This window comes from Pseudomonas batumici (assembly GCF_000820515.1).
Classification (GTDB): domain Bacteria; phylum Pseudomonadota; class Gammaproteobacteria; order Pseudomonadales; family Pseudomonadaceae; genus Aquipseudomonas; species Aquipseudomonas batumici.
This window is the reverse complement of the sequence record NZ_JXDG01000068.1, coordinates 1-24,173: the sequence shown is the minus strand read 5'-3', so window position 1 is coordinate 24,173 and position 24,173 is coordinate 1. Positions and strand designations below refer to the sequence as shown.

Annotated in this window: 23 protein-coding genes; 10 read left to right on the top strand and 13 right to left on the bottom strand. The window is 64.2% G+C overall.

Annotated elements, in window-relative coordinates:
• Position 1: 1 nt before the first annotated feature.
• The 4 genes from metX to UCMB321_RS25670 form a co-directional block, all read right to left on the bottom strand.
• Positions 2-1,141 (bottom strand): homoserine O-succinyltransferase MetX, encoded by a 1,140-nt coding sequence (metX, locus tag UCMB321_RS25685; protein ID WP_040071488.1) that lies wholly within the window; start codon positions 1,139-1,141, stop codon positions 2-4.
• Positions 1,142-1,322: 181 nt separating this feature from the next.
• Entirely contained in the window at positions 1,323-1,913 is a 591-nt protein-coding gene (locus UCMB321_RS25680) for a YggT family protein (protein ID WP_040071487.1), read from the bottom strand.
• An 18-nt stretch (positions 1,914-1,931) separates the two neighbouring features.
• Positions 1,932-2,756 (bottom strand): pyrroline-5-carboxylate reductase, encoded by an 825-nt coding sequence (gene proC / locus UCMB321_RS25675; RefSeq protein ID WP_040071486.1) that lies wholly within the window; start codon positions 2,754-2,756, stop codon positions 1,932-1,934.
• 33 nt (positions 2,757-2,789) lie between these two features.
• Positions 2,790-3,476 (bottom strand): YggS family pyridoxal phosphate-dependent enzyme, encoded by a 687-nt coding sequence (locus UCMB321_RS25670; RefSeq protein WP_040071485.1) that lies wholly within the window; start codon positions 3,474-3,476, stop codon positions 2,790-2,792.
• 56 nt (positions 3,477-3,532) lie between these two features.
• On the opposite strand from UCMB321_RS25670, the gene UCMB321_RS25665 reads away from it, so the two are divergent.
• A complete protein-coding gene (locus tag UCMB321_RS25665) occupies positions 3,533-4,567 on the top strand; it encodes a type IV pilus twitching motility protein PilT (RefSeq protein WP_040071484.1) in 1,035 nt (344 codons plus the stop codon).
• A gap of 64 nt (positions 4,568-4,631) precedes the next feature.
• On the top strand, positions 4,632-5,738 hold the full coding sequence (locus UCMB321_RS25660) for a PilT/PilU family type 4a pilus ATPase (protein ID WP_040071483.1): 1,107 nt from the start codon (positions 4,632-4,634) through the stop codon (positions 5,736-5,738).
• Between the two features lie 51 nt (positions 5,739-5,789).
• On the opposite strand, the gene UCMB321_RS25655 is transcribed toward UCMB321_RS25660, so the two are convergent.
• Positions 5,790-6,434 carry a C40 family peptidase gene (locus tag UCMB321_RS25655; RefSeq protein ID WP_040071482.1) on the bottom strand — a complete coding sequence of 215 codons (645 nt, stop codon included), beginning with the start codon at positions 6,432-6,434 and terminating at the stop codon, positions 5,790-5,792.
• 250 nt (positions 6,435-6,684) lie between these two features.
• Here UCMB321_RS25655 and UCMB321_RS25650 point away from each other — a divergent pair, with 250 nt between their 5' ends.
• Positions 6,685-7,104 (top strand): TM2 domain-containing protein, encoded by a 420-nt coding sequence (locus tag UCMB321_RS25650; protein WP_040071481.1) that lies wholly within the window; start codon positions 6,685-6,687, stop codon positions 7,102-7,104.
• A 148-nt stretch (positions 7,105-7,252) separates the two neighbouring features.
• On the opposite strand, the gene UCMB321_RS25645 is transcribed toward UCMB321_RS25650, so the two are convergent.
• The 7 genes from UCMB321_RS25645 to gshB all read right to left on the bottom strand — a co-directional run bounded on the left by UCMB321_RS25645 (position 7,253) and on the right by gshB (position 13,104).
• Positions 7,253-8,524, bottom strand: a complete 1,272-nt coding sequence (locus UCMB321_RS25645; RefSeq protein WP_040071480.1) for a dihydroorotase — start codon at positions 8,522-8,524, stop codon at positions 7,253-7,255.
• Entirely contained in the window at positions 8,521-9,525 is a 1,005-nt protein-coding gene (locus UCMB321_RS25640) for an aspartate carbamoyltransferase catalytic subunit (RefSeq protein ID WP_040071479.1), read from the bottom strand. Before UCMB321_RS25640 ends, UCMB321_RS25645 begins: the two co-directional genes overlap by 4 nt.
• A gap of 12 nt (positions 9,526-9,537) precedes the next feature.
• Positions 9,538-10,044 (bottom strand): bifunctional pyr operon transcriptional regulator/uracil phosphoribosyltransferase PyrR, encoded by a 507-nt coding sequence (pyrR, locus tag UCMB321_RS25635; RefSeq protein WP_040071478.1) that lies wholly within the window; start codon positions 10,042-10,044, stop codon positions 9,538-9,540.
• Between the two features lie 67 nt (positions 10,045-10,111).
• Positions 10,112-10,552 carry a Holliday junction resolvase RuvX gene (gene ruvX, locus UCMB321_RS25630; RefSeq protein ID WP_040071477.1) on the bottom strand — a complete coding sequence of 147 codons (441 nt, stop codon included), beginning with the start codon at positions 10,550-10,552 and terminating at the stop codon, positions 10,112-10,114.
• Complete coding sequence (locus UCMB321_RS25625; protein WP_040071475.1) at positions 10,552-11,121, bottom strand: YqgE/AlgH family protein; 570 nt, start codon at positions 11,119-11,121, stop codon at positions 10,552-10,554. The genes ruvX and UCMB321_RS25625 overlap by 1 nt, the downstream gene beginning before the upstream one ends.
• Before the next feature lie 52 nt (positions 11,122-11,173).
• A complete protein-coding gene (locus UCMB321_RS25620; protein ID WP_040071474.1) occupies positions 11,174-12,073 on the bottom strand; it encodes an energy transducer TonB in 900 nt (299 codons plus the stop codon).
• 77 nt (positions 12,074-12,150) lie between these two features.
• Positions 12,151-13,104 (bottom strand): glutathione synthase, encoded by a 954-nt coding sequence (gene gshB / locus UCMB321_RS25615; RefSeq protein ID WP_040071473.1) that lies wholly within the window; start codon positions 13,102-13,104, stop codon positions 12,151-12,153.
• Between the two features lie 251 nt (positions 13,105-13,355).
• Between gshB and pilG the strand changes: the two genes are divergently transcribed.
• The 6 genes from pilG to UCMB321_RS25585 are packed head-to-tail and all read left to right on the top strand — an operon-like array spanning position 13,356 to position 23,164.
• On the top strand, positions 13,356-13,763 hold the full coding sequence (pilG, locus tag UCMB321_RS25610; RefSeq protein ID WP_040071472.1) for a twitching motility response regulator PilG: 408 nt from the start codon (positions 13,356-13,358) through the stop codon (positions 13,761-13,763).
• A 45-nt stretch (positions 13,764-13,808) separates the two neighbouring features.
• Positions 13,809-14,174 carry a twitching motility response regulator PilH gene (gene pilH, locus UCMB321_RS25605; protein ID WP_040071471.1) on the top strand — a complete coding sequence of 122 codons (366 nt, stop codon included), beginning with the start codon at positions 13,809-13,811 and terminating at the stop codon, positions 14,172-14,174.
• 12 nt (positions 14,175-14,186) lie between these two features.
• Positions 14,187-14,738 carry a chemotaxis protein CheW gene (locus tag UCMB321_RS25600; protein ID WP_040071470.1) on the top strand — a complete coding sequence of 184 codons (552 nt, stop codon included), beginning with the start codon at positions 14,187-14,189 and terminating at the stop codon, positions 14,736-14,738.
• A gap of 3 nt (positions 14,739-14,741) precedes the next feature.
• Positions 14,742-16,799 (top strand): methyl-accepting chemotaxis protein, encoded by a 2,058-nt coding sequence (locus UCMB321_RS25595; RefSeq protein ID WP_040071469.1) that lies wholly within the window; start codon positions 14,742-14,744, stop codon positions 16,797-16,799.
• Between the two features lie 10 nt (positions 16,800-16,809).
• Positions 16,810-22,716, top strand: coding sequence for a hybrid sensor histidine kinase/response regulator (locus UCMB321_RS25590; protein ID WP_040071468.1), 5,907 nt, complete (start codon positions 16,810-16,812; stop codon positions 22,714-22,716).
• Complete coding sequence (locus UCMB321_RS25585; RefSeq protein WP_040071467.1) at positions 22,709-23,164, top strand: chemotaxis protein CheW; 456 nt, start codon at positions 22,709-22,711, stop codon at positions 23,162-23,164. The genes UCMB321_RS25590 and UCMB321_RS25585 overlap by 8 nt, the downstream gene beginning before the upstream one ends.
• Positions 23,165-23,188: 24 nt before the next feature.
• Here UCMB321_RS25585 and UCMB321_RS25580 read toward each other — a convergent pair whose 3' ends face one another.
• On the bottom strand, positions 23,189-23,677 hold the full coding sequence (locus UCMB321_RS25580; RefSeq protein WP_040071466.1) for a hypothetical protein: 489 nt from the start codon (positions 23,675-23,677) through the stop codon (positions 23,189-23,191).
• A 335-nt stretch (positions 23,678-24,012) separates the two neighbouring features.
• Between UCMB321_RS25580 and UCMB321_RS30850 the strand changes: the two genes are divergently transcribed.
• A partial coding sequence (locus tag UCMB321_RS30850) for a malonate decarboxylase subunit alpha (protein ID WP_157016067.1) occupies positions 24,013-24,173 on the top strand: 161 nt, incomplete at its 3' end.

Below are 24,173 nucleotides of genomic sequence, written 5' to 3'. Positions count from 1 at the left end.
CTCACAGGGCTATTCGGTTCATGTAGTTGCCGAACGCCTGCAAGTAACGCGGGATCGGAATCAGGAAGGCATCGTGGCCTTGCGGTGCATCGATTTCCAGGTAGCAGACGTCCTTGCGGGCCGCCATCAGCGCATCCACCACTTCCCGCGAGCGGGCCGGGGAGAAGCGCCAGTCCGTGGTGAAGGACATCACGCAGAAGCTGGCCTTGGCGCCGGCGAAGGTTTTCGCCAGGTCGTCGTCGAAGTTGGCCGCCGGGTCGAAGTAGTCCAGGGCCTTGGTCATCAACAGGTAGGTGTTGGCGTCGAAACGCCCGGAAAACTCCTCGCCCTGGTAGCGCAGGTAGCTCTCGACCTGGAATTCCACGCTGTGGAAGTCGTAGTTGAGCTTTTCGCTCTTGAGGCCGCGGCCGAATTTCTCGCCCATGGAGTCATCGGACAGGTAGGTGATGTGCCCGACCATCCGCGCCAGCATCAAGCCGCGCTTGGGGATTACGCCCTGTTCCTGGAAGAAGCCGCCGTGGAACTCTGGATCGGTGAGGATCGCCTGGCGCGCCACTTCGTTGAAGGCGATGTTCTGCGCCGACAACTTGGGGGCCGAGGCGATGGCGACGCAATGGCGCACGCGATCGGGGTAGGTGATGGTCCATTGCATGGCCTGCATGCCGCCCAGGCTGCCGCCGATGACCGCGGCCCATTGCGTGATGCCCAGGCGGTCGGCGAGGCGGGCCTGGCTGTGGACCCAGTCTTCCACGGTCAGCACCGGGAAGTCGGCGCCGAAGGGCTTGCCGGTCTCGGGGTTGATGCTGCTCGGGCCGGTGGAACCGTTGCAGCCGCCGAGGTTGTTCAGGCTGACGACGAAGAATTTGTTGGTGTCGATGGGCTTGCCGGGGCCGATGCAGCTGTCCCACCAGCCGGGCTTGCGCTCGTCGACGCTGTGAAAGCCGGCGGCGTGGTGGTGGCCGGAGAGGGCATGGCAGATCAGCACGGCGTTGCTCGCCGTGGCGTTGAGGGTGCCGTAGGTTTCGTAGATCAGGTCGTAGGCCGGCAGGGAACGGCCACAGGCCAGGGCCAGGGGCTCGCTGAAGTGTGCCGTTTGCGGCACGACCAGCCCGACGGAATCGTGGGGAAAGACAGTGGACATCGACCCTGCTCACGCTTGAATGAGGCGTAAGTCTAATGAGCGGGGGGATCAGCGGCAAGCAGGGCGACCGCGGTGCCTGCATCGCCAGCAAGCCGGCTCCCACGGTATCCGGTCGTATACAACATCAAGGTTCGACACGGACACTGTAGGAGCCAGCTTGCTGGCGATGAACGAGCCCGGATCAGATCAGGCGGAACAGCACCTGCGGCATGCCGCTCATGGCCGCCAGCGGCGGAATCACATAGCTCTGGATCAACTGGATGACCAGGAACGCGAAGATCGGCGAGATATCCAGGCCGCCCAGGTTCGGCACGATCTTGCGGAACGGCGCCAGGGCCGGTTCGCTGATCTGGTACACCAGCTCGGCCGCCGGGCTATGGCTGCCGGGTGCGACCCACGAAAGGATCACGCTGATGATCATGGCGAAGAAGAACACCTTGAGGAACAGCGAGGTGACGCCGATGACCGACCAGATCAGCAGGAAGGCGATGTTGCCGGTCACGCCGTAGCTGAGCAGCAGGACCACCGCCATCAACAGCATCTGCACGGCAATCGCCAGCACCAGCGAGGACATGTCGAGCCCGAACAGGCTCGGAATGATCCGGCGCAGCGGCTTGAGCAGCGGCTGGGTGGCCTTGACGGTGAACTGGCAGAGCGGGTTGTAGAAGTTGGCCCGGACCAGTTGCAGGATGAAGCGCAACAGAACCACCAGCAGGTACAGGCTGCCCAGGGTTTGAATGACAAAAATGGCAGCGCTATTGAGTGCAAGCATTAAGTGTTCCCTCGAGGATTACTGACCGAGTTGCTCGGCCATTTCGGCCGAACGATGGGCGGCGGCGCCGAGCGCCTTTTCTACCAGGGCTTCGAAGCCACCGGCCTGGAAGGTCTTGATCGCCGCTTCCGTGGTACCGGCGGGCGAGGTGACGCGACGGCGCAGCTCGGCGGCCTCAACGTCGCTGGAGACGGCCATATGGGCGGCGCCCAGGGCGGTCTGCAGGGTCAGCTGGCTGGCGATGTCACGCGGCAGGCCGAGTTTCTCGCCGGCGGCGGTCATGGCTTCGATCAGCAGGAAGAAATACGCCGGGCCGCTGCCGGACACCGCGGTGACCGCATCCAGTTGCTGCTCTTCGTCCAGCCACAGGGCTTTGCCCACGGCCGACAGCAAGGTCTGCGCCTGTTGGCGTTGTTCGGCGGACACCTGCGGGGTGGCGAACAAGCCGCTCACGCCCTGGCGCAGCAACGCCGGGGTGTTCGGCATGCAGCGCACGATCGGCTGCTCGCCCAGCCAATTGTTCAGGCTGGCGCAGGTGATGCCGGCGGCAATCGAGACCACCAGCTGATTGGGTTTCAGGCTTGGGCGCAAGGCTTCGCACACGGCTTTCATGGCCTGCGGCTTGACCGCCAGCACCACCACGTCAGCCCCTTGGACGGCCTCGGCGTTGTCGGCGAACACTTCGATGCCGTGTTCGGCCTGGACCCGCGCACGGGTCTCGGCGCCTGGATCGCTGGCGCGAATCAGCGCGGCGTCCAGGCCCTCGGCGCGCAGGCCGCCGATCAGGCTGGCCGCCATGTTGCCGGCGCCGATAAAGGTGATTCGATTCTTGCTCTTGCTCATGACGGATCCTTGAAACCAGTGTGTGAGGCCATTTCAGGCCTGGCCATAGTCGCGGGCCCCGAACAGCGCGGTACCGATCCGCACCCAGGTGGCGCCCTGGGCAATGGCCGACTCCAGGTCGTGGCTCATGCCCATGGAAAGTGTGTCGAGCGGCAGGTTGAGGCTGTCTTGCAAGGTACGGACGGCGGCAAAGGCCGCGTCCTGGGCGGCACGATCTTCTGTCGGCTCGGGAATGGCCATCAGTCCGCGCAAACGAAGGTTTGGCAGGTCGGCGATGGCGGTGGCCAGGGCCGGCAGGTCGGCCGGGGTGCAGCCGGACTTGCTGGCCTCGCCACTGACATTGACCTGGATGCAGATATTCAGCGGCGGCAGGTTGGCCGGGCGTTGTTCGGACAGGCGTTGGGCGATTTTCAGGCGATCCACGGAGTGCACCCAGTCGAAATGCTCGGCGATGGCACGAGTCTTGTTCGATTGAATGGGGCCGATGAAGTGCCAGCACAAGGGCAGGTCGGTCAATTCCGCCTGTTTGCCCAGGGCTTCCTGCAGGTAATTTTCGCCGAAGTCGCGCAGGCCGGCGGCATAGGCCTCGCGCACGGCGGCGGCGGGCTTGGTCTTGCTCACGGCGAGCAAGCCGATGGCGGCGCTGTCGCGCCCGGCGGCCTGTGCCGCCGCCGCGATGCGGGCTGCAACGGCGGTTATGTTGTCTGCTATCGTGGTCATTCAAATTCGCCAGCAGGTCAAAAGTCTGCGGCATTCTACCTGTATTGGGGAGCCTCATGGATATCACCGAGCTGCTGGCCTTTAGCGCCAAACAGGGCGCGTCGGACTTGCACCTCTCGGCGGGCCTGCCGCCGATGATCCGGGTTGACGGCGATGTGCGGCGGATCAACCTGCCGGCGCTGGACCACAAGCAAGTCCACGACCTGATCTACGACATCATGAACGACCGTCAGCGCAAGGACTACGAGGAGTTCCTGGAAACCGACTTCTCCTTCGAGGTGCCGGGCGTGGCGCGCTTCCGGGTCAACGCCTTCAACCACAACCGCGGTTCGGGCGCGGTGTTCCGCACCATCCCCTCGAAAGTCCTGACCATGAGCGACCTGGGCATGGGCGAGGTGTTCCGCAAGATCACCGAGGTGCCGCGCGGGCTGGTGCTGGTGACCGGGCCGACCGGTTCGGGCAAGTCCACCACCCTGGCGGCGATGATCGACCACCTGAACAACAACAAGCATCACCATATCCTGACCATCGAGGACCCGATCGAGTTCGTTCACGAATCGAAGAAGTGCCTGGTCAACCAGCGTGAAGTGCACCGCGACACCCAGAGTTTCGCCGCTGCCCTGCGTTCGGCCCTGCGTGAGGACCCGGACGTGATCCTGGTGGGTGAGATGCGCGACCTGGAAACCATCCGCCTGGCCCTCACCGCCGCCGAAACCGGCCACCTGGTGTTCGGCACGCTGCACACCACCTCGGCGGCCAAGACCATCGACCGGGTGGTGGACGTGTTTCCAGCGCAAGAGAAGTCCATGGTCCGCTCGATGCTCTCCGAATCCCTGCAGGCGGTGATTTCCCAGAGCCTGCTGAAGAAAGTCGGCGGCGGGCGCATCGCGGCCCACGAGATCATGCTCGGCACGCCGGCGATCCGTAACCTGATCCGCGAGGACAAGGTGGCGCAGATGTATTCCTCGATCCAGACCGGTGGCTCGCTGGGCATGCAGACCCTGGACATGTGCCTCAAGGACCTGCTGACCAAGGGCCTGATCACCCGCGACAACGCCCGGGAGAAGGCGAAGATCCCGGACAACTTCTAACACGAACCCCATGAGCTTCTACGCTGTCACTCAGACGTGTGCCTGATTCGACGCGGAGAAGCTCATGGAATTCGAGAAACTGCTGCGCCTGATGGTGGAGAAGGGCGGTTCCGACCTGTTCATCACCCCGGGTCTGCCGCCGTCGCTGAAGGTCAACGGCCAGATCCTGCCGGTGACCCGTACGCCGCTGACCCACGAGCAGACCCAGGACGCGGTGTTCGGGCTGATGAACGAGCGTCAGAAGCTGGACTTCGCCCATCTGCACGAATGCAATTTCGCCATCCATCCCAAGGGCATCGGCCGCTTTCGGGTCAGCGCCTTCTACCAGCGCAGCCAACCGGGCATGGTGCTGCGGCGCATCGAGACACGGATTCCCGGGCTGGCCGAACTGAAACTGCCGCCGATCCTCGAGCAACTGGCGCTGCTCAAGCGCGGGCTGGTGATGCTCGTCGGGGCGACCGGGGCCGGCAAGTCGACCTCCCTGGCGGCGATGATCGGTCACCGCAACCAGCAGGGCAGCGGTCATATCGTCACGGTCGAGGACCCCATCGAGTTCGTCCACGAACACCAGAACTGCATCGTGACCCAGCGGGAAGTGGGGATCGATACCGACTCCTACGAGATCGCGCTGAAAAACACCCTGCGCCAGGCCCCGGACCTGATCATGATCGGCGAAATACGTACCCGGGAAATCATGGGCCACGCCCTGGCCTTCGCGGAAACCGGGCACCTGTGCCTGGCGACCCTGCATGCGCCGAATGCCGACCAGGCGCTGGAGCGGATCATCAACTTCTTTCCCGTGGATCTGCATCCGCAGATCTGGATGGAGCTGTCACTCAACCTGCGGGCGATTGTCGCCCAGCAACTGATTCCGACCCAGGATGGCCAGGGGCGGCGAGCGGTGGTGGAAGTGTTGCTGAATACGCCACTGATGGCCGACCTGATTCGCAAGGGCGAGATCAAGGAGCTCAAGGCGCTGATGAAGCGCTCGACCGAACAGGGGATGCAGACGTTGGATCAGGCGCTGTATGCGTTGCATCAGGAAGGGGCGATCAGCTACGACGACGCCCTGGCGTACGCGGACTCGGCCAATGACTTGCGGTTGATGATCAAGCTGGAGAAGGGCGCGAGAGGCAAGGGGGCGGATAATTTGAGCCTGGGGCCGGCGTGAGCGGGCAGGAGGGTTTTATGGTGAGCGGGCAAGCCCGCTCACCATAAGGGATCAGCGCTGAACGACCCGCATCTGCTCTTTCGGGATCACGCGCTTGGCAATCACGTAGTGGCTGTCCCAGTACGGCTTTTGCAGCGTATCGATGGTCACCGACTTGCCGCGGCGCGGCGCATGGATGAAGCGGTCGTTGCCCAGGTAGATGGCCACGTGGTTGACCTTGCGGCTCTTGATCGTGAAGAACAACAGGTCGCCGGGCTTGAGATCCTTGCGCGCGACTTTCTGCCCGTGGCCGGCGGCCATGGCATTGGAGGTGCGCGGCAGATCACCGGGTGCTACACCGTTGAAGGCATACTTGACCAGGCCGCTGCAATCGAAGCCCTTGCTCGGGCTGCTGCCGCCCCAGCGATACGGTGTACCCAGCACGTTCACGGCGCGGCTGAGCACGGTGCTGCTCTGCTTGGCGTTCGGCGCCGCCGGATTGACGGCAACGACGCTATGATGAGCTTTACCGTGGCTGCCGTGCTTGCCAGGGCGTTTGACGACAGGGGCGTCCAGATCGGTAGCATGGGCAACGGAAACCGGTGATTTGGCAGTGTGACCGTTGACAGAAGGAAGACGTTGCTCACGGTTGGTGGCGTGGGCGGCCAGTGGCAGTAATAGGCAAATGGTTAGCCATGTCTTTAAAAATGGTCGCATCAGGCAGGGCTCTGTAGGTAATCGCGCAACTTTATAACAGCTTTTTGGTCACTTTCGGGCCCGTTTGTCGATTCAATACAGGGGGTTAAAGTGGCAAACGGCTGCGAAATTCGACCCATGGGTCACGTGAAAGTCAGGCCCCACAAGGCTTTCAGCGATTTTTGGCAAGGGTTTGTTACATGTTTTGAGACAGTAAAAAAGTCACACGAAATTACGAAAAATTTATCTATCGGGCTCGGAGAAGGCGTTGATGAACACCTATCGGCAAGACGGCACCCCGGTTAATACTCACAACGTTTTACTCGGGTATTTGCTGTGGATTTTTGGTTTTACCGGTTCGCACCGTTTCTATTACGGCAAGCCGATCACCGGGACGATCTGGTTTTTTACCTTCGGGGTGTTCGGGATCGGCTGGTTGATCGACGTGTTCCTGATTCCGGGCATGGATCGGGAAGCCGACCTTCGATTCACGGCGGGGCCGCTGGACTACAACGTCGCCTGGTTGCTGCTGACGTTCCTGGGCTTGCTGGGCGTGCACCGGATGTACATGGGCAAATGGCTGACCGGCTTGCTCTACCTGGTGACGGGCGGGTTGTTGGGGCTGGGGGTGCTGTATGACTTCTGGACGCTGAATGACCAGGTGTCGCTGAAGAACAGCGGGCGGGGCTGAACCCGCTCCCCCTCTGTAGGAGCTGGCTTGCCGGCGATGGCGTCCGCATGGGCACCGCCAGACTCAAGGACCTCATCGCTGGCAAGCCAGCTCCTACAGGGACCGTGTTCGGTCTTAAGTGAAAACAGTGCCCTGTAGGGGAGGGGGATCAGGCCTGGTGGGTGATCCGCCCATCCATCAGCGTATAACGCACCGCCCCCGGCAACGCATGGCCGATGAACGGGCAGTTCTCGCCCTTGGACAGCCAGCGTTCGCCGGCCACGGTCGAGGTGCCCGGATCGAATAGCACCAGATCCGCCGCTGCACCGACCGCCAGCTTGCCCGCTGGCAGGCGCAGGGCCTCGGCGGGGCCTGCGCTCAGGCGCGCCAACAGGGTCGGCAGGTCCAGCAGGCCATCTTCCACCAGGCTCAAGGCCAGCGGCAGCAGCAGTTCGACGCTGCTGATGCCCGGCTCGGTCTCGCCGAACGGCGCCAGCTTGGCATCCCGCTCATGGGGTTGATGATGGCTGGAGATGGCACTCACCACCCCGGACTTCACCGCCGCGCGCAGACCGTCGCGGTCGGCGCGGGTGCGCAGCGGCGGTTGCACGTGATAGAGGCTGGAGAAGTCGATCAGCGCTTCGTCGGTCAGGATCAGCTGGTACAGCGCGACATCGGCGGTCACCGGCAGGCCACGGGCCTGGGCCTGGGCGATCAGGGCGACACCGCGGGCGCTGGTCAACTGGCTGAAGTGCGCGCGCACGCCACTCTGCTCCACCAGCAGCAGGTCCCGGGCCAGGGCCACGGTCTCGGCGGTTTCCGGAATCCCCGGCAAGCCGAGGAAGCTGGCGGTCGCCCCTTCATGGGCCAGGCCGCCCTGGGCCAGGTCATGGTCCTGGGAGTGGAAAATCACCGTCAGGTCGAACGTCGCGGCATATTCCAGCGCCCGGCACAGGGTGCGGGTGTTGCGGAAACTCTCCAGGCCGTTGCCGAACGCCACGCAACCGGCATCGCGCAAGGCCACCAGTTCGGCCAGTTGCTCGCCTTCCAGGGCCTTGCTCAGGGCGCCGATGGGGAACACCTTGGTGTTACCGGCCTCGCGGGCGCGGTCGAGGATCAGCTCGGCCACCGCCGAGGTGTCCAGCACCGGCTTGGTCCGTGGTGGGCAGCACAGGCTGGTGACGCCGCCGGCCGCCGCCGCGCGGGTTTCGCTGGCGATACTGCCCTTGCGGCTGTAGCCCGGCTCGCGCAGGGATACGTTCAGGTCCACCAGGCCGGGCGCGGCCACCAGGCCCTTGGCGTCGATGACGTCAACGGCGGCGAAACCCGTCGGGGCGGCGCCGATGGCAACGAGCTTGCCGGCTTCGAGGTGCAGATCGGTCACTTGATCCAGGCCGCTGCTCGGATCGATGACGCGGGCGCCAAGTATGCTGAGTTTCACTGGGCGTTCTCCTGCTCGAATTGGCGCTGGGCGGTTTGCCCGCTCATGGCCATGGACAGCACGGCCATGCGTACGGCGATGCCGTAGGTCACTTGGTTGAGGATGACCGAGCGAGGACCGTCGGCCACCGCCGATTCGATCTCCACGCCACGGTTGATCGGGCCCGGGTGCATGACGATGGCATCCGGCTTGGCGCCGGCCAGGCGGGCGGTGGTCAGGCCGAACAGGCGATAGAACTCGCCTTCGCTGGGCAGCAGGCCGCCGGTCATGCGTTCACGCTGCAGGCGCAGCATGATCACCACGTCGACGTCCTTCAGGCCTTCGGCCAGGTCGGTGTAGACCTTCACCCCGTATTGCTCGATGCCGATCGGCAACAAGGTCTTCGGCGCGATCACGCGGATGTCCGGGCAGCCGAGGGTCTTGAGCGCCAGCATGTTCGAGCGCGCCACCCGCGAATGCAGGATGTCGCCGACGATGGCCACCGAGAGGTTCTCGAAACCGCCCTTGTGCCGGCGGATGGTCAGCATGTCGAGCATGCCCTGGGTCGGGTGCGCGTGGCGGCCGTCGCCGCCGTTGATGATCGCCACCTGCGGGCAGACGTGTTCGGCGATGAAGTGCGCGGCGCCGGAGTCGCCGTGACGCACGACGAACATGTCGGCGGCCATGGCCTCGAGGTTGCGCAGGGTGTCGAGCAGGGTTTCACCCTTGCTCGCCGAGGAGGTGGACACGTTCAACGTGATCACGTCCGCCGACAGCCGTTGGGCGGCCATCTCGAAGGTGGTGCGAGTACGGGTGGAGTTCTCGAAGAACACGTTGCACACGGTCTTGCCGCGCAGCAACGGGACTTTCTTCACGGCCCGGGCGCCGACTTCGAGGAACGAGTCGGCGGTGTCGAGGATTTCGGTCAGCAGCTCGCGGCGCAGGCCGTCGAGGGACAGGAAGTGGCGTAGCTGGCCCTGATCATTGAGCTGCAGCGGGCGCTTGGCGTCTAGAGGCGTCATCGCAAGGGACTCTTAAAGGGCGAGGTCTTGAAGTTCGAGTTGGAGCGGCGCGGGGCCGGACAATTTTACCCGTTCCGAGGGAGCCAGCGACAGTGTTGCGCCGACCACATCGGGACGGATCGGCAATTCGGCGGCATCGAGGTCCAGCAGGCTGACCAGCGTCACGCTGGCCGGGCGGCCGTAGTCGAAGAGTTCGTTGAGGGCGGCGCGGACGGTCCGGCCGCTCATCAGCACGTCGTCGATCAGGACCAGGTGCTGGCCTTCGATCTCGAACGGCAGCTCGGACGGGCGCACCTGCGGGTGCAGGCCGTTCTGGCTGAAGTCGTCGCGGTAGAAGGAGACATCCAGGGTCCCCAGGGGCGCGGCGCTGCCCAGGGCCTTGAGCAGCGCCTGGGCCACCCACACACCGCCGGTACGGATGCCGATGAAGCGTGGCTCGGCAATGGCGCGCTTGCTCAGGTGGGCGTTGAGATCGACGGCCATCTGGCTGATCAGGTCGGCGGGATTGGGCAGGCTCATGGTTGCTCCTTCAAGGGCCCTTGCGGGGAATCAAGGCGAGGGCGAAACGTTCGGGCACCGCCGGTTTTCAGGCTTCGGCGGGCATCGGGTGTTCTTCGATCCAGCTTTGCAGCAGCAGCTTGGCGGCGATGGCGTCCACCGGGTTGTCGCGATAGGTGCCTTTCTGCCCGCCGCGGGCCATGCGTTCGCCCTTGGCTTCGAAGGTGGTCAGGCGTTCGTCCTGGGTGAAGAACGGCAGGTTGTAGCGACCGTTGAGCCGGCGGGCGAACTTCTCCGCCCGGGCGCACATGTCGCTGGGCGTGCCGTCCATGTTCAACGGCAGGCCGACCACCACGGCGTCGGGTTTCCACTCCTTGATCAGGGCTTCGACCTGGTTCCAGTCGGGGATGCCGTTCTGCGCCTTGAGGGTACACAGCTCGCGGGCCTGGCCGGTGATCATCTGGCCGACGGCGACGCCGATCTGTTTGGTGCCGTAGTCGAAACCCAGCAGCAGGCGGATGGCGGCCATCAGGCGTGACCCGCCTGGCTGGTGAGCAGGCTGAGGTTGATGCCCAGGTGCGCGGCGGCGGCGGCCAGGCGTGCGTCGCTGTCGGTTTCGAAGAGGATGTCCGCGGAGAACGGGCAGGTCAGCCAGGCATTGTCGGCCAGTTCCGCTTCCAGTTGGCCGGCTTCCCAGCCGGCGTAGCCCAGGGCGATCAGGCTGCGGGACGGACCGTCGCCGTCGGCAATGGCGAACAGCACGTCCTGGGAGGTGGACAGCGCCACGCCTTCCAGTTCGACGGTGGCCTGGTAGGTCTTGCCGATGGGGTGCAGGACAAAGCCGCGGTCGGTCTGCACCGGGCCGCCGGCATAGATCGGCACATGTTGGCAGAGGGCCGGCGACTCGATGTCCGGGCGCAGTTGCTCGAGGATATCAGCCAGGTTCAGCGATTGCGGGCGGTTGATCACCAGCCCCATGGCACCGTTCGCGCTGTGTTCGACTATATAAGTGACGGTCTGCGCGAAGTTCGGGTCGGCCATGTGCGGCATGGCGATCAGGAAGTGATGCTTGAGGTACGTCGGGGTGAGGTTTTTCATGAGCCCTAGTGTGGCCGTGGGCGGGCGAGCTGACAAGCGTTGTAGGTGCTATTCAATTGCTGGAAAGCTTGTCGCCCCGGGCAAAGCGCCAGGTGCGGATGATCTCCAGGCGGTCGATGTCCGACAGATCTCCGGTAAAGGGCGCGAACGGTGCCGCCAGCCGGACGATCCGCTGTGCCGCCTGGTCCAGCAGCGGTTGTCCGGAGGACTCCAGCACCAGCACTTCATACAGCGAGCCGTCGCGGTTGATCGAGACCATCAGGCGCAAATTGCCGTAGATCTGCTGGCGACGGGCTTCCTCGGGATAATTGAGGTTGCCGATGCGCTCGACCTTCTTGCGCCATTCATCCTTGTACCAGGCGCCCTTGTCGCGCATGGTCGAGGCGGCGTTCAAGCGATGAATACGCGGCCGCTTGGCGTACAGCTGCTGTTCCTTGGCCAGTTCCGCTTCCAGGCTGGCGATGTCGCTGGACAGCTGCGAGCTGTCGAACGTCGGCGCCGGCTCCTGAGGGGGCGCCTCGGTCTTGACCTGTTCATGCTTGATCACGGCTTTCTTCGGTTTCGGCGCCACGGTGGTGACCACCGCCTTCGGTGCCGCTTCCTTCACTTCCTGCTTCGCCGGTGGCGGCGGGGTGACCTGGTTGATGGTGTTGTCCTGGAACGGCGCGACCTCGGTGGTCTTGGGAATCGCCTTTTTATCCAGGGTGCCGCTGCCTTGCTGGTTGTCCTGGGCGAGGAAGTCGGCCTTCTCGGGAGGCTTCGGGCTCTTGAAGGTGGACAGGGTGATTTCCAGGGTCTTGCTGATCTGCTTGGGCTCGACGAAGGTGAACCCGACGCCGAGGAGCAGCGCCAGGTGGATCAGCGCCGCCAGGAAAAGCGTGAAGCCGAGCCGATCCGCCGGGCGTACGCCGGCGCGGGAGAGTTCGGGAGGCAGATCGACGGGAAGCGTCATGACCGGAAAACCAACATCGCATGTATCGTGAGCCCGGCATGATAACGCAATGTTGGTTTTTTCTCGGCTGTTCTACATCAACGGGCTTGCAGCTTGCGCTCAATGGCATCCATCAGCAGGCCTGCGATGTTGGTGCCAAAGGCGTTGTCGATCTCGCGGATGCAGGTCGGGCTGGTGACGTTGATTTCCGTCAGGTGCTCGCCGATCACGTCCAGGCCGACGAACAGCAGGCCTTTCTCGCGCAAGGTCGGGCCGACCTGGGCGGCGATCCAGCGGTCGCGCTCGGTCAGCGGACGGGCTTCGCCACGCCCACCGGCCGCCAGGTTGCCGCGGGTTTCACCGACGGCCGGGATCCGCGCCAGGCAATACGGCACCGGCTCGCCGTCGACCATCAGGATGCGCTTGTCGCCGTCCTTGATGCCCGGCAGGTAGGCCTGGGCCATGATCTGCTGGCTGCCCAGGGCGGTCAGGGTCTCGAGGATCACCGACAGGTTCGGATCGCCGACCCGGTGACGGAAGATCGAGGTCCCGCCCATGCCGTCCAGCGGCTTGAGGATCACGTCACCGTGCTTGGCGGCAAATTCGCGCAACACATCGGCGCGACGGCTGACCAGGGTGGCCGGCGTGCACTGCGGGAACTGGGTAGCGAACAGCTTTTCGTTGCAGTCGCGCAGGCTCTGCGGCTTGTTGACCACCAGCACCCCGGCGCGCTCGGCCTGTTCCAGCAGGTAGGTGGAGTAGACGAATTCCATGTCGAAGGGCGGATCCTTGCGCATCAGGATCACGTCCAGGTCACTCAGGACCGTGTCGGTCTCGGCTTCCAGTTCGAACCAGTGCTCGGGGTTGGCGAACACTTTCAGCGGACGCATGCGCGCCCGCGCCACGCCGGCATCCTGGTACAGGTCCTGCTGTTCCATGTAGAACAGGGTCCAGCCGCGTGCCTGGGCGGCCAGCAGCATCGCCAGGGAGCTGTCCTTCTTATAGGAAATGTTGGCGATGGGGTCCATGACAATCCCGAGACGAACGCTCATGGGCTATATCCTCTATGGGCCTTGATGGCCGCAATGGCTTGAAAAAGTGGCGTCAGAGTGGCGCTACACCGATTCGCGGTCAAGGAAAAACCGACTGTCCGGACGGGGCTGGGGGCGCTTGATAGATTGCATCCCGAGACTGTGCTAAAAAGGCTCGCATGCCGCTTGAAGCGCTTACACATCAAGGGCTTCGCGCCCGAAAACCGCTCCGGTGCGGTCAATCGAGTCGCTGTGGCGATGGTAGAGCAGATATGGAACAGCATTCCACAGCCTTGAAAGTGATGGTCATCGACGACTCCAAGACGATTCGTCGAACCGCCGAGACGCTGCTGAAACACGTGGGTTGCGAGGTGATCACGGCCATCGACGGCTTCGATGCGCTGGCCAAGATCGCCGATCATCATCCGGGTATCATCTTCGTCGATATCATGATGCCGCGCCTGGATGGCTACCAGACCTGCGCCCTGATCAAGAACCATCGTGCGTTCAAGTCCACGCCGGTGATCATGCTGTCCTCCAAGGACGGCCTGTTCGACAAGGCCAAGGGCCGTATCGTCGGTTCCGATCAATTTTTGACCAAACCGTTCAGCAAGGAAGAACTGCTGGCCGCGATCAAGGCCCATGTGCCGGGGTTCGCGGCGGTAGAACAAGCACATTGACGGGGGGCCGGTTGGCCGCCCGCCTTATAAGCAGTGGGGAACACCATGGCACGTATCCTGATCGTCGATGATTCGCCGACTGAAATGTACAAACTGACCGGCATGCTGGAAAAGCACGGTCACGAGGTGCTCAAGGCCGAGAACGGTGCCGATGGCGTGGCCCTGGCCCGCCAGGAAAAGCCCGACGCGGTGTTGATGGACATCGTCATGCCGGGCCTCAATGGCTTCCAGGCCACCCGGCAATTGACCAAGGACAGTGAAACCAGCCACATCCCGGTGATCATCATCACCACCAAGGACCAGGAGACCGACAAGGTCTGGGGCACGCGCCAGGGCGCCCGCGACTACCTGACCAAGCCGGTGGAGGAAGACACCCTGATCAAGATCCTGAACAGCGTCCTCGCCGGCTGACGGCCCGCGCCCATGAGCCCGTCGCAGACCGCCTTCCAGCTGCTGCTGGAAATCGACCAGCGCTGTCGCTTGCTGGCGGCCGACCTGCCGTCCCAACAGGCGCGCCAGGACACCTGGAGCGGTATCGGCTTTCGCCTCGGCGAGCACTGGTACGTGGCGCCCATGGGGGAAGTCGGCGAAGTCCTGCACGAGCCGCGCTACACCCTGTTGCCGGGGGTCAAGCCCTGGGTCAAGGGGGTCGCCAACCTGCGCGGACGCTTGCTGCCGATCATGGACCTGTGCGGTTTTTTCGGGCAGGAACTCTCGGCCTTGCGCAAGCAGCGGCGGGTGTTGGTGGTGGAGTACAAGGACGTGTTCGCCGGCCTGATGGTGGACGAAGTGGCCGGCCTGCAGCACTTTCCCCTGGGCGGGCAGCAGGGGCTTGCGTTGCCACCGCCGGATGCGACCGTGGCGCCCTTCGTCCAGGGCCGTTTCGAGCGTGAACGCAGTTGGTGGATGTTCAGCCCGTTTGCCCTGGCGCAGGCGCCGGGGTTTCTGGATGTGGCCTTACAGGCAGGGGCCTGATCGATGACAAACGCTAAAACCGGCAAACCGTTGGAGGCTTCGCGCAGTCGTTCGCAGATCATCGTGCTGTTTATCGCCCTGATCGTGTTCATCATGCTGCTGTTCGCCAACTTCGCCTACCTGAACACCCAGGCCACCTACGACAAGCAATACATCAGTCATGCCGGCGAGTTGCGGGTGCTGTCCCAGCGCATCGCCAAGAACGCCACGGAAGCGGCTTCCGGCAAGGCCGCGGCCTTCAAGTTGTTGAGCGATGCGCGCAACGATTTCGCCCAACGCTGGGGTTACCTGAAGAAAGGCGATCCGGCCACCGGCCTGCCCGCCGCGCCGGCCACCGTGCGCACGGAAATGCATGCGGTGCAGCAGGACTGGGAAAACCTGCTGAGGAACACCGACGCCATCCTCGCCAGCGAACAGACCGTGCTGTCGTTGCACCAGGTGGCCGCGACCCTGGCCGAAACCGTGCCGCAGTTGCAGGTCGAATACGAAAAAGTCGTGGAGATTCTCCTCCAGCGCGGCGCCCCGGCGGCGCAGGTGGCCATGGCCCAGCGCCAGTCGCTGCTCGCCGAGCGCATCCTCGGCGCGGTGAACACGGTGCTGGCCGGCGACGAAACCTCGTCCCAGGCCGCCGATGCCTTCGGCCGCGACGCCGCCCGTTTCGGCCAGGTCCTCAACGGCATGCTGCAGGGCAATGCGGCGCTGAAAATCACCCAGGTCGAAGACAAGGACGCCCGTGCCCGCCTGGGGGATATCGCCGAACTCTTCGAATTCGTCTCGGGTTCGGTGGATGAAATCCTCGAAACCTCGCCGCAGCTGTTCCAGGTCCGCGAATCCGCCGGAAATATCTTCAGCCTCTCGCAAACCCTGCTGGACGAGGCCTCGCACCTGGCCAACGGGTTTGAAAACCTCGCCGGCGAGCGCTCCCTGGACACCATTGGCGGTTATGTCCTGGGCCTGCTGGCCCTGGCCTCGATCATCCTGATCGGCCTGGTCATGGTTCGCGAGACCAATCGGCAGTTGCACGAGACCGCCGAGAAGAACGAGCGCAACCAGCACGCGATCATGCGCCTGCTGGATGAAATCGAGGACCTGGCCGACGGCGACCTGACCGTGACCGCTTCGGTCACCGAGGACTTCACCGGCACCATTGCCGACTCCATCAACTATTCCGTCGACCAGTTGCGTGATCTGGTGGCCACCATCAACCTCACCGCCGGCCAGGTCGCCGCCGCCGTGCAGGAAACCCAGGCCACCGCCATGCAACTGGCCGAGGCCTCCGAGCACCAGGCCCAGCAGATTTCCGAGGCGTCCACCGCCATCAGCGACATGGCCGAGTCCATCGACCAGGTGTCGGCCAACGCCGCCGAGTCGTCGGCGGTGGCCGAGCGCTCGGTGGAGATCGCCAACAAGGGCAACGAGGTGGTGCACAACACCATCCACGGTATGGACAACATTCGCGAACAGATCCAGGACACCGCCAAGCGGATCAAGCGTCTCGGCGAGTCTTCCCAGGAAATCGGCGACATCGTCAGCCTGATCGACGACATTGCCGACCAGACCAACATCCTGGCCCTCAACGCGGCGATCCAGGCGTCCATGGCCGGCGATGCCGGACGCGGTTTCGCGGTGGTGGCCGACGAGGTCCAGCGCCTGGCGGAGCGTTCGTCGGCGGCGACCCGGCAGATCGAAACCCTGGTGCGGGCGATCCAGACCGACACCAACGAGGCGGTGATCTCCATGGAGCAGACCACCACCGAAGTGGTGCGCGGCGCCCGCCTGGCCCAGGACGCCGGGGTGGCCCTGGAAGAGATCGAAGGGGTGTCCAAGACCCTGGCGGCGCTGATCCAGAGCATTTCCAACGCGGCCCAGCAACAGACCTCGTCGGCGGGACAGATTTCGCTGACCATGAACGTGATCCAGCAGATCACCACCCAGACCTCGTCCGGCTCGACCGCCACCGCCGAAAGCATCGGCAACCTGGCGAAAATGGCCAGCCAGCTGCGGCGTTCGGTCTCCGGCTTTACCTTGCCCGCGGCACCCGATGCGCGTGAAACCCGTTAGTGGAGTCGTCATGAGCGATCAGCACGACTATGTGGCCCTCGAATGGGTCAAGGGCGAAATCGCCGACACCCTGAAACAGGCGCGCCAGGCCCTGGATGCCTTCGATGAATCGACGCATTCGGCCCAGGACATCGCCGAATGCCTGGAGTGCATTCACCAGGTCCATGGCAGCCTGCAGATGGTCGAGTTCTACGGCGCGGCCCTGCTCGCCGAAGAAACCGAAGCCCTGGCCCTGGCCGTGCAACAGGAGCGGGTGGTCGATCTGCCGGAAGCGCTGAAACTGTTGCGCCAGGCCCTCGGCCAGATGCCGCTGTACCTGGACCGGGTCCACAGTGCGCGGCGGGACCTGCCGCTGGTGGTGCTGCCGCTGCTCAATGACCTGCGCAGCGCCCGGGGTGAAAGCCTGCTGTCGGAAACCAGCCTGTTCAGCCCGACCCTGCCGGAGCTGCCGCCACTGGACGAGGCGAGCCTTGCCCAATTGACCCCGGCGGAACTGCCGGCCCTGTTGCGCAAGCTGCGGCAAATGCTGCAGACCGCGCTGGTCGGTCTGTTGCGCGAACAGGACGACGAGACCAACCTCGGCTACATGGCCAAGGTCTTCGCCCGCCTGGAAAGCCTGTGCCTGGAGGCGCCGTTGGGGGCGCTCTGGCAAGTCGCTTCGGCGCTGGTCGAGGGCATGCTGGCCGGGGCCATCGCCAACAGCCCGGCCCTGCGCAGCCTGCTCAAGGACTCCGACAAGGAACTCAAGCGCCTGCTGGAGCAGGGCATCGTCGGGATCAACCAGCCGGCGCCGGAAGAATTGCTCAAGAGCCTGCTGTTCTATATCGCCAAGGCGCGGCAGCCGACGGCGCAGATGCTCGTCCTGAAAGAGCGCTATGGCCTGGATGAGGCCCTGCCCGACACCGCCGTGGTCGACGAGGAACGGGCGCGCCTGGCCGGCCCGGGCCGCGATGCCATGCGTTCGGTGGTCGCGGCGCTGTGCGAGGAGCTGGTGCGGGTCAAGGAGCGGCTGGACCTGTTCGTGCGCGGCGACCGCCAGCACACCGACGAGTTGTCCAGCCTGCTGGCGCCCTTGCGGCAGATCGCCGATACCCTGGCGGTGCTCGGCTTCGGCCAGCCGCGCAAGGTCATCATCGACCAGACGGCGGTGGTCCTGGGCCTGGTCCAGGGCCAGCGCGAACCGAATGACGCGGTGTTGATGGACGTGGCCGGGGCCTTGCTCTATGTCGAGGCGACCCTGGCCGGGATGATCGGCACCGTGGAACCGGAAAGCCGCGAAGAAAGCCGCCTGCCCACCACCGACCTGACCCAGATCCACCAGTTGGTGGTCAAGGAGTCGCGGATCTGCCTGCAACAGGCCAAGGACCTGATCATCGAGTACATCGATGCCGACTGGGACCGCGAGCGCCTGCAGCCCTTGCCCGAGTTGCTGACCCAGGTCCGTGGCGCCTTGTCGATGATTCCCCTCGGCCGGGCCGCGGGTCTGCTGGAAACCTGCAATCGCTATATTCACGATCATCTGCTGCAAGACCCGCAACCGCCTTCCTGGCAGCAGCTCGACCGCCTGGCCGATGCCCTGACCAGTATCGAGTACTACCTCGAACGCCTCGGCGAGGACCACGAGGCCCCGGGGGAACGGGTGCTGGACATGGCCGAGGAAAGCCTCGATGCCCTCGGCTACACGCCCGCCGAACAGGATGTGCCGGTACTCGACGAGGTCCTGAGCCCCAACGAAGCCCTGGTGATGCAGGGCTTGCAGGCCCTGGACAATCCGCAGGTGGCGCAGTCCCTGGCCGATGTCCTGGCCAATCCCGTGTCCGTCCTCAATCCGCCGGCCCGCCAGGTCCCGGGCAGCCTGCTGCCGCCACCGGGCGACGAGGCTCCGGTGGACGAAGAATTGCGCGAAGTCTTCCTCGAAGAATGCGCGGAAGTGCTCGATGTGTTGGGCGACTACCTGCCGCGCTGGGTGGCGGATGCCGCGAGCAAATCGGCCCTGACCGAGTTGCGTCGCGCTTTCCACACGCTCAAGGGCAGCGGGCGGATGGTGCGGGCCCTGGTGCTGGGCGAACTGGCCTGGGCCGTGGAGAACCTGCTCAACCGCGTGCTCGAACACAGCGTCGAGGCCGGCGAGCCGGTCCAGCGCTTGCTTGACGATGTGCTGCAGGTGTTGCCGGAGCTGGTCAGCGAGTTCGCCGAACATGCCCAGCGCCAGCGCGACGATGTCGACCTGTTGGCCGCCCGCGCCCATGAGCTGGCGAGTGCGGGCGAGGCCGGGAGCGGGGCGCAGGGCGAAACCGAGGACGAGTCCATCGACCGGCAGTTGCTGGAGATTTTCCGCAACGAGGCCGAGACGCACCTGGACAGCCTCAATCACTTCCTCACAGAGGCCACCGAACACCTGCCGCTGGCCGCCAGCGACGAACTGCAAAGGGCCTTGCACACCCTCAAGGGCAGCGCCTACGTGGCGGGCGTGCTGCCGATCGCCGAGCTGGTGGCGCCGTTTTACCACCTGGTGCGTGAATTCAAGGCCCACCTGTTGCCGCTGGACCTGGACGAGGTGGAGTTGCTGCTGGAAGCCGAGGTCCTGTTGCACCAGGGGTTGAAGCAACTGGCGGACGACCCGCTGGCGGCCATCGACGGCGCCGCGCAACTGATCTCGCGTGCCGAGGCCCTGCTCGCGGCCCGGCTGGAGTCCCTGCTCAGCGTGGCCAGCAGCACCAAGCGTGACCCGCAACTGATCAACGACTTCCTGGCCCAGGGCATGGATATCCTGCTGGACGCGGAGAACCTGCTGCGCCGTTGGCAGCAGCACCCCGGCGAGCGCCAGGAGCTCAACGACCTGCTGGACGAACTGACCACCCTCGGCCAGGGCGCCCACAGTGCCGACCTGCATCCGCTGGACGAACTCTGCGAAGCCTTGCTCGACCTGTACGGCGCCGTCGAAGAAAGCAGCCTGGCGGTCAGCGAGCGGTTTTTCCATGAGGCGCAGAACGCCCATGAAGCCTTGCTCAACATGTTCGACGAGCTGGCCGCCGGCCAGGAGATCAAGGCGCAGCCGGCGCGGGTCCAGGCGCTGCGCGAACTGCTGGACGAGGCCCTCGACCCGTCTGCCACCGGCCTGATCAAGACCGACGGCAGCCGTGCCCTGAGCATCGCCGAACTGGGTGCCGCCACCGCCGAAGCCAGTCAGTTGCTGGAGGACGTGGAGCTGGACGATGAAATCGTCGTGATCTTCCTCGAAGAGGCGGCGGATATCCTCGACAGTGCCGGGCTGGCCCTGCAGCGCTGGCTCGACGAGCCGGACAACGCCGCGCCGCTGCTGTCCCTGCAACGGGACTTGCACACCCTCAAGGGCGGCGCGCGGATGGCCGAGATCGGCCCGGTGGGCGATCTGGCCCACGAACTGGAAAATCTTTATGAAGGGCTGGTGGACCGGCGCTTCAGCCATTCTCCCGAGTTGGCGCTGCTGCTGCAGAAGAGCCATGACCGCCTGGCCGTCCTGCTGGACCAGCTCCAGGAGCATCAACCCCTGGGCGATCCGAGCGCGCTGATCGAGAGCCTGCGCCTGTTCCGCCAGGGCAGCAGCGCGCCGCTGGAGGCGAGCGAAGCGGTCGAGGCAGCCGTCGCCGGCAGCGACCCGGAACTGCTGGACATCTTCCTTGAAGAAGGTTTCGACATCCTCGAAAGCTCCGGCGCGGCCTTGCTGCGCTGGCAGGCCGAGCCTGCGAATCGCCAGGAAGTGGAAACCCTGCTGCGTGACCTGCACACCCTCAAGGGCAGCGCGCGCATGGTGGAAATCGTGCCGATCGGCGACCTGGCCCATGAGCTGGAGTTTCTCTACGAAGGGCTGTCGGCGGGCCGGCTGCAACCGGGGCCTGAACTGTTCGAATTGTTGCAGGCCGGCCACGATCGCCTGGCGCAGATGCTCGATGCGGTGCGTGCCGAACAGCCGGTGCTGCCCGCCGATGCACTGATCCAGGATATCCAGGCATTTGGCCGACAGTCGCCGGTCAAGCTGCCGGACACGACCCCGGCGGTCCCGCCCAGACCCGAGGCGCCGGCGGTCGCGGAAGCCGATCGGGCGGCCCAGGACATGATCAAGGTCTCGGCGGACGTGCTCGAAGAGCTGGTCAACCTGGCGGGCGAAACCTCGATCTTCCGCGGCCGTATCGAGCAGCAGGTCAATGACGCCAGGGTCGCGCTCAATGAAATGGAGACCACCATCGAGCGTATGCGCGACCAGTTGCGCCGCCTCGACACCGAGACCCAGGGCCGTATCCTCAGCCGTCAGCAGGTGGAGGCCGAGCGCCTGGGTTATGAGGAATTCGACCCGCTGGAAATGGACCGGCATTCCCAGTTGCAGCAATTGTCACGGGCCTTGTTCGAGTCCGCCTCCGACCTGCTGGACCTCAAGGAGACCCTGGCCGGGCGCAACCAGGATGCGGAAAACCTGCTGGTGCAGCAGGCGCGGGTCAACACCCAGTTGCAGGAAGGCCTGATGCGCACGCGCATGGTGCCGTTCGAGCGTCTGGTGCCGCGTCTCAAGCGCGTCGTGCGGCAGGTGGCGGGGGAGTTGGGCAAGGAGGTCGATTTCGTGGTCGGCAATGCCGAGGGCGAGATGGATCGCAATGTGCTGGAGCGCATGGTCGCACCCCTGGAGCACATGTTGCGCAACGCCGTCGACCACGGCCTGGAAAATGCCGAAGGCCGTCGCGCCGCCGGCAAGCCGGAGCAGGGGCTGATCACCCTGGACCTGTCCCACGAAGGTGGCGACATCGTCTTCGACATTCGCGACGACGGCGCCGGGGTACCGCTCGAAGCGGTGCGGCGCAAGGCGATCAAGCGCGGGCTGCTGGAGCCGGACATGCCGATCAGTGATCGCGACGTGCTGCAGTTCATCCTGCAACCGGGCTTTTCCACCGCGGAAAAGATTACCCAGATTTCCGGGCGCGGCGTGGGCATGGACGTGGTTCACGAAGAGGTGCGGCAACTGGGCGGCACCATGCGTATCGACTCCATTCCCGGGCAGGGCGTGCATTTCCAGATCCGCCTGCCGTTCAGTGTTTCGGTGAACCGCGCGCTGATGGTGCAATGTGCCGACGAACAATACGCGGTGCCGCTGAACACCGTCGAAGGGCTGGTGCGGGTGTTGCCGGGCGAACTGGAAAGTTATTACCAACTCGATCCGCCGCGCTACGAGTACGCCGGGCAGACCTACGAACTGCGCTATCTCGGTGAGTTGCTGCAAACCGTGGGCAAGCCGAAACTGCTCGGCCAGAGCCTGCCGCTGCCGGTCTTGCTGGTGCACTGCAACGACCAGCGGGTGGCGCTGCAAGTGGATGCCCTGGCGGGCTCGCGGGAAATCGTGGTCAAGAGCCTGGGGCCGCAGTTCGCCTCGGTGCCGGGGCTGTCGGGGGCGACCATCCTCGGCGACGGTCGCGTGGTACTGATTCTCGACTTGCTGGCCCATCTGCGCGGTGCCTTGGCGCGGGCACCGGTGCAGTCGGTGTCCAGTGCTGTCGGCGTGGACGCCACGCCGTTGCGCCCGACCCTGGTCATGGTGGTGGACGACTCGGTCACGGTGCGCAAGGTCACCAGCCGCCTGCTGGAGCGCAACGGCATGAACGTGCTGACGGCCAAGGATGGGGTGGATGCCATGACGTTGCTGGAGGAGCACACCCCGGACCTGATGCTGCTGGATATCGAAATGCCGCGCATGGACGGTTTCGAAGTGGCGACACGGATCCGCAACGACGAGCGTCTCAAGGACTTGCCGATCATCATGATCACCTCCCGTACCGGTCAGAAACACCGCGACCGGGCCATGGCCATTGGTGTCAACGAGTACCTGGGCAAGCCGTACCAGGAGTCGGCGCTGCTGGAAAGCATCGCCCATTGGAGTCAGCCTCATGCATGAGCACAGCACCAGCAGCCTGACGGGATTGATGCTGCCGTTGGCGGACCGTTACCTGCTGTTGCCCAATGTCGCGGTGGCGGAGTTGATCGACTACCAGCGCGGCGAGCCGGCGAGCGATGCGCCGCCGTGGTACCTGCGGCAGGTGACCTGGCGCGATCGGCAATTGCCGCTGATCAGCTTCGAAGCGGCGTGCGGCTGTCCGCTGGCGGTGGGGGATCGGGCGCGGATCGTGGTGCTCAATGCCCTGGGTGGGCGGCCGGAATTGAAGTTTATCGCGCTGGTGATCCAGGGGATCCCGCGTTCGTACAAGCTCGACAGCCAGCTGAGTTTTGTCGATGTGCCGTTGTGCCGGTTGGAGAAGGCGGCGGTGCAGGTCGGCGACCAGATGGCGAAGGTGCCGGATCTGCTGGGGTTGGAGCAGCTGGTGCTGGAGTCCGGGTTGGCCTGACAACCCGGACTCTGGCGCAACTTTCTATTGATTGGGAACTTGCACAACCTTGATGTCATCGATGTCTATCTTGCGGGACACAGCGGTCCCATCCACGCCACGCGTACCGATCAAGACATGGGCCCTGGTACCGGAGTAGGGAAATGTGATCGTACTACTTTGGAGCCACTTGCCGTGTGGAGTACGCTTATCTATAAAAAAACTGTTATGGCCCAGCGATACGTTATCTGTAACCGTGACCGAAATCTCTGTTGCTTCCCCCGGCTCCGGCGGGTGAACGCGGTATTTGAAGGATGTCTCAAGATTCCCTTTCCCCTGCTCTCCGCCAGGCAGGGTAAACATCTTGGCGAGAGAGGGCATAAACGTGTGTGTGGGTCTCCATTCCAGCTTGCCCGACCAGAAAGTATTCGGGCCTTCTTCCGTTTTGAGTATCCCATCTAGAGATCCAATATCATTTTCCCACCCGTTCCTTTCTCTATTTTCGAAATCGGTAAAGTCATCCAGATTCTTCATCTTTGTTTCTCCGGTCACTGGCGCTTTTGACCCTGCCCGTGGAGCCGGACATTGGAGATCACAGCGCGGTTTTTAGTAGGCGCTGGAGACGGTTGTTTGGGTACTGTCAGAACTGACAGGGTGAAGCGATTAACCGACAAACGGTTTGCATTGGGGGAGGCTGGCTTGAGGGCTGCTTCGCGCCCCAGCGGGGATAAATCCCTCACCACATAATTCGAATCCACCACACAAAAGAACCATTAACCTGAGCGTAATGATCCGCCGGTGGGCTTGATTGATGCTTTGCCGATTCACTTCTACTGTCTACTCCACGAAAGCGAACCCGTGGAGTGGTCATGACAACAACAATATCCCCCGATTCGCGCTGGACGCGGCGGCGCGGCGAAAAGCAGCGGCGTCTCGATCAGGTGCGCGCCCTTGCCGATGGTGTGGTGCTGCCGACCGACAAGATCGTCGCCGCCCTCGAAGCCCTGATCATGCCGGGCGACCGGGTGGT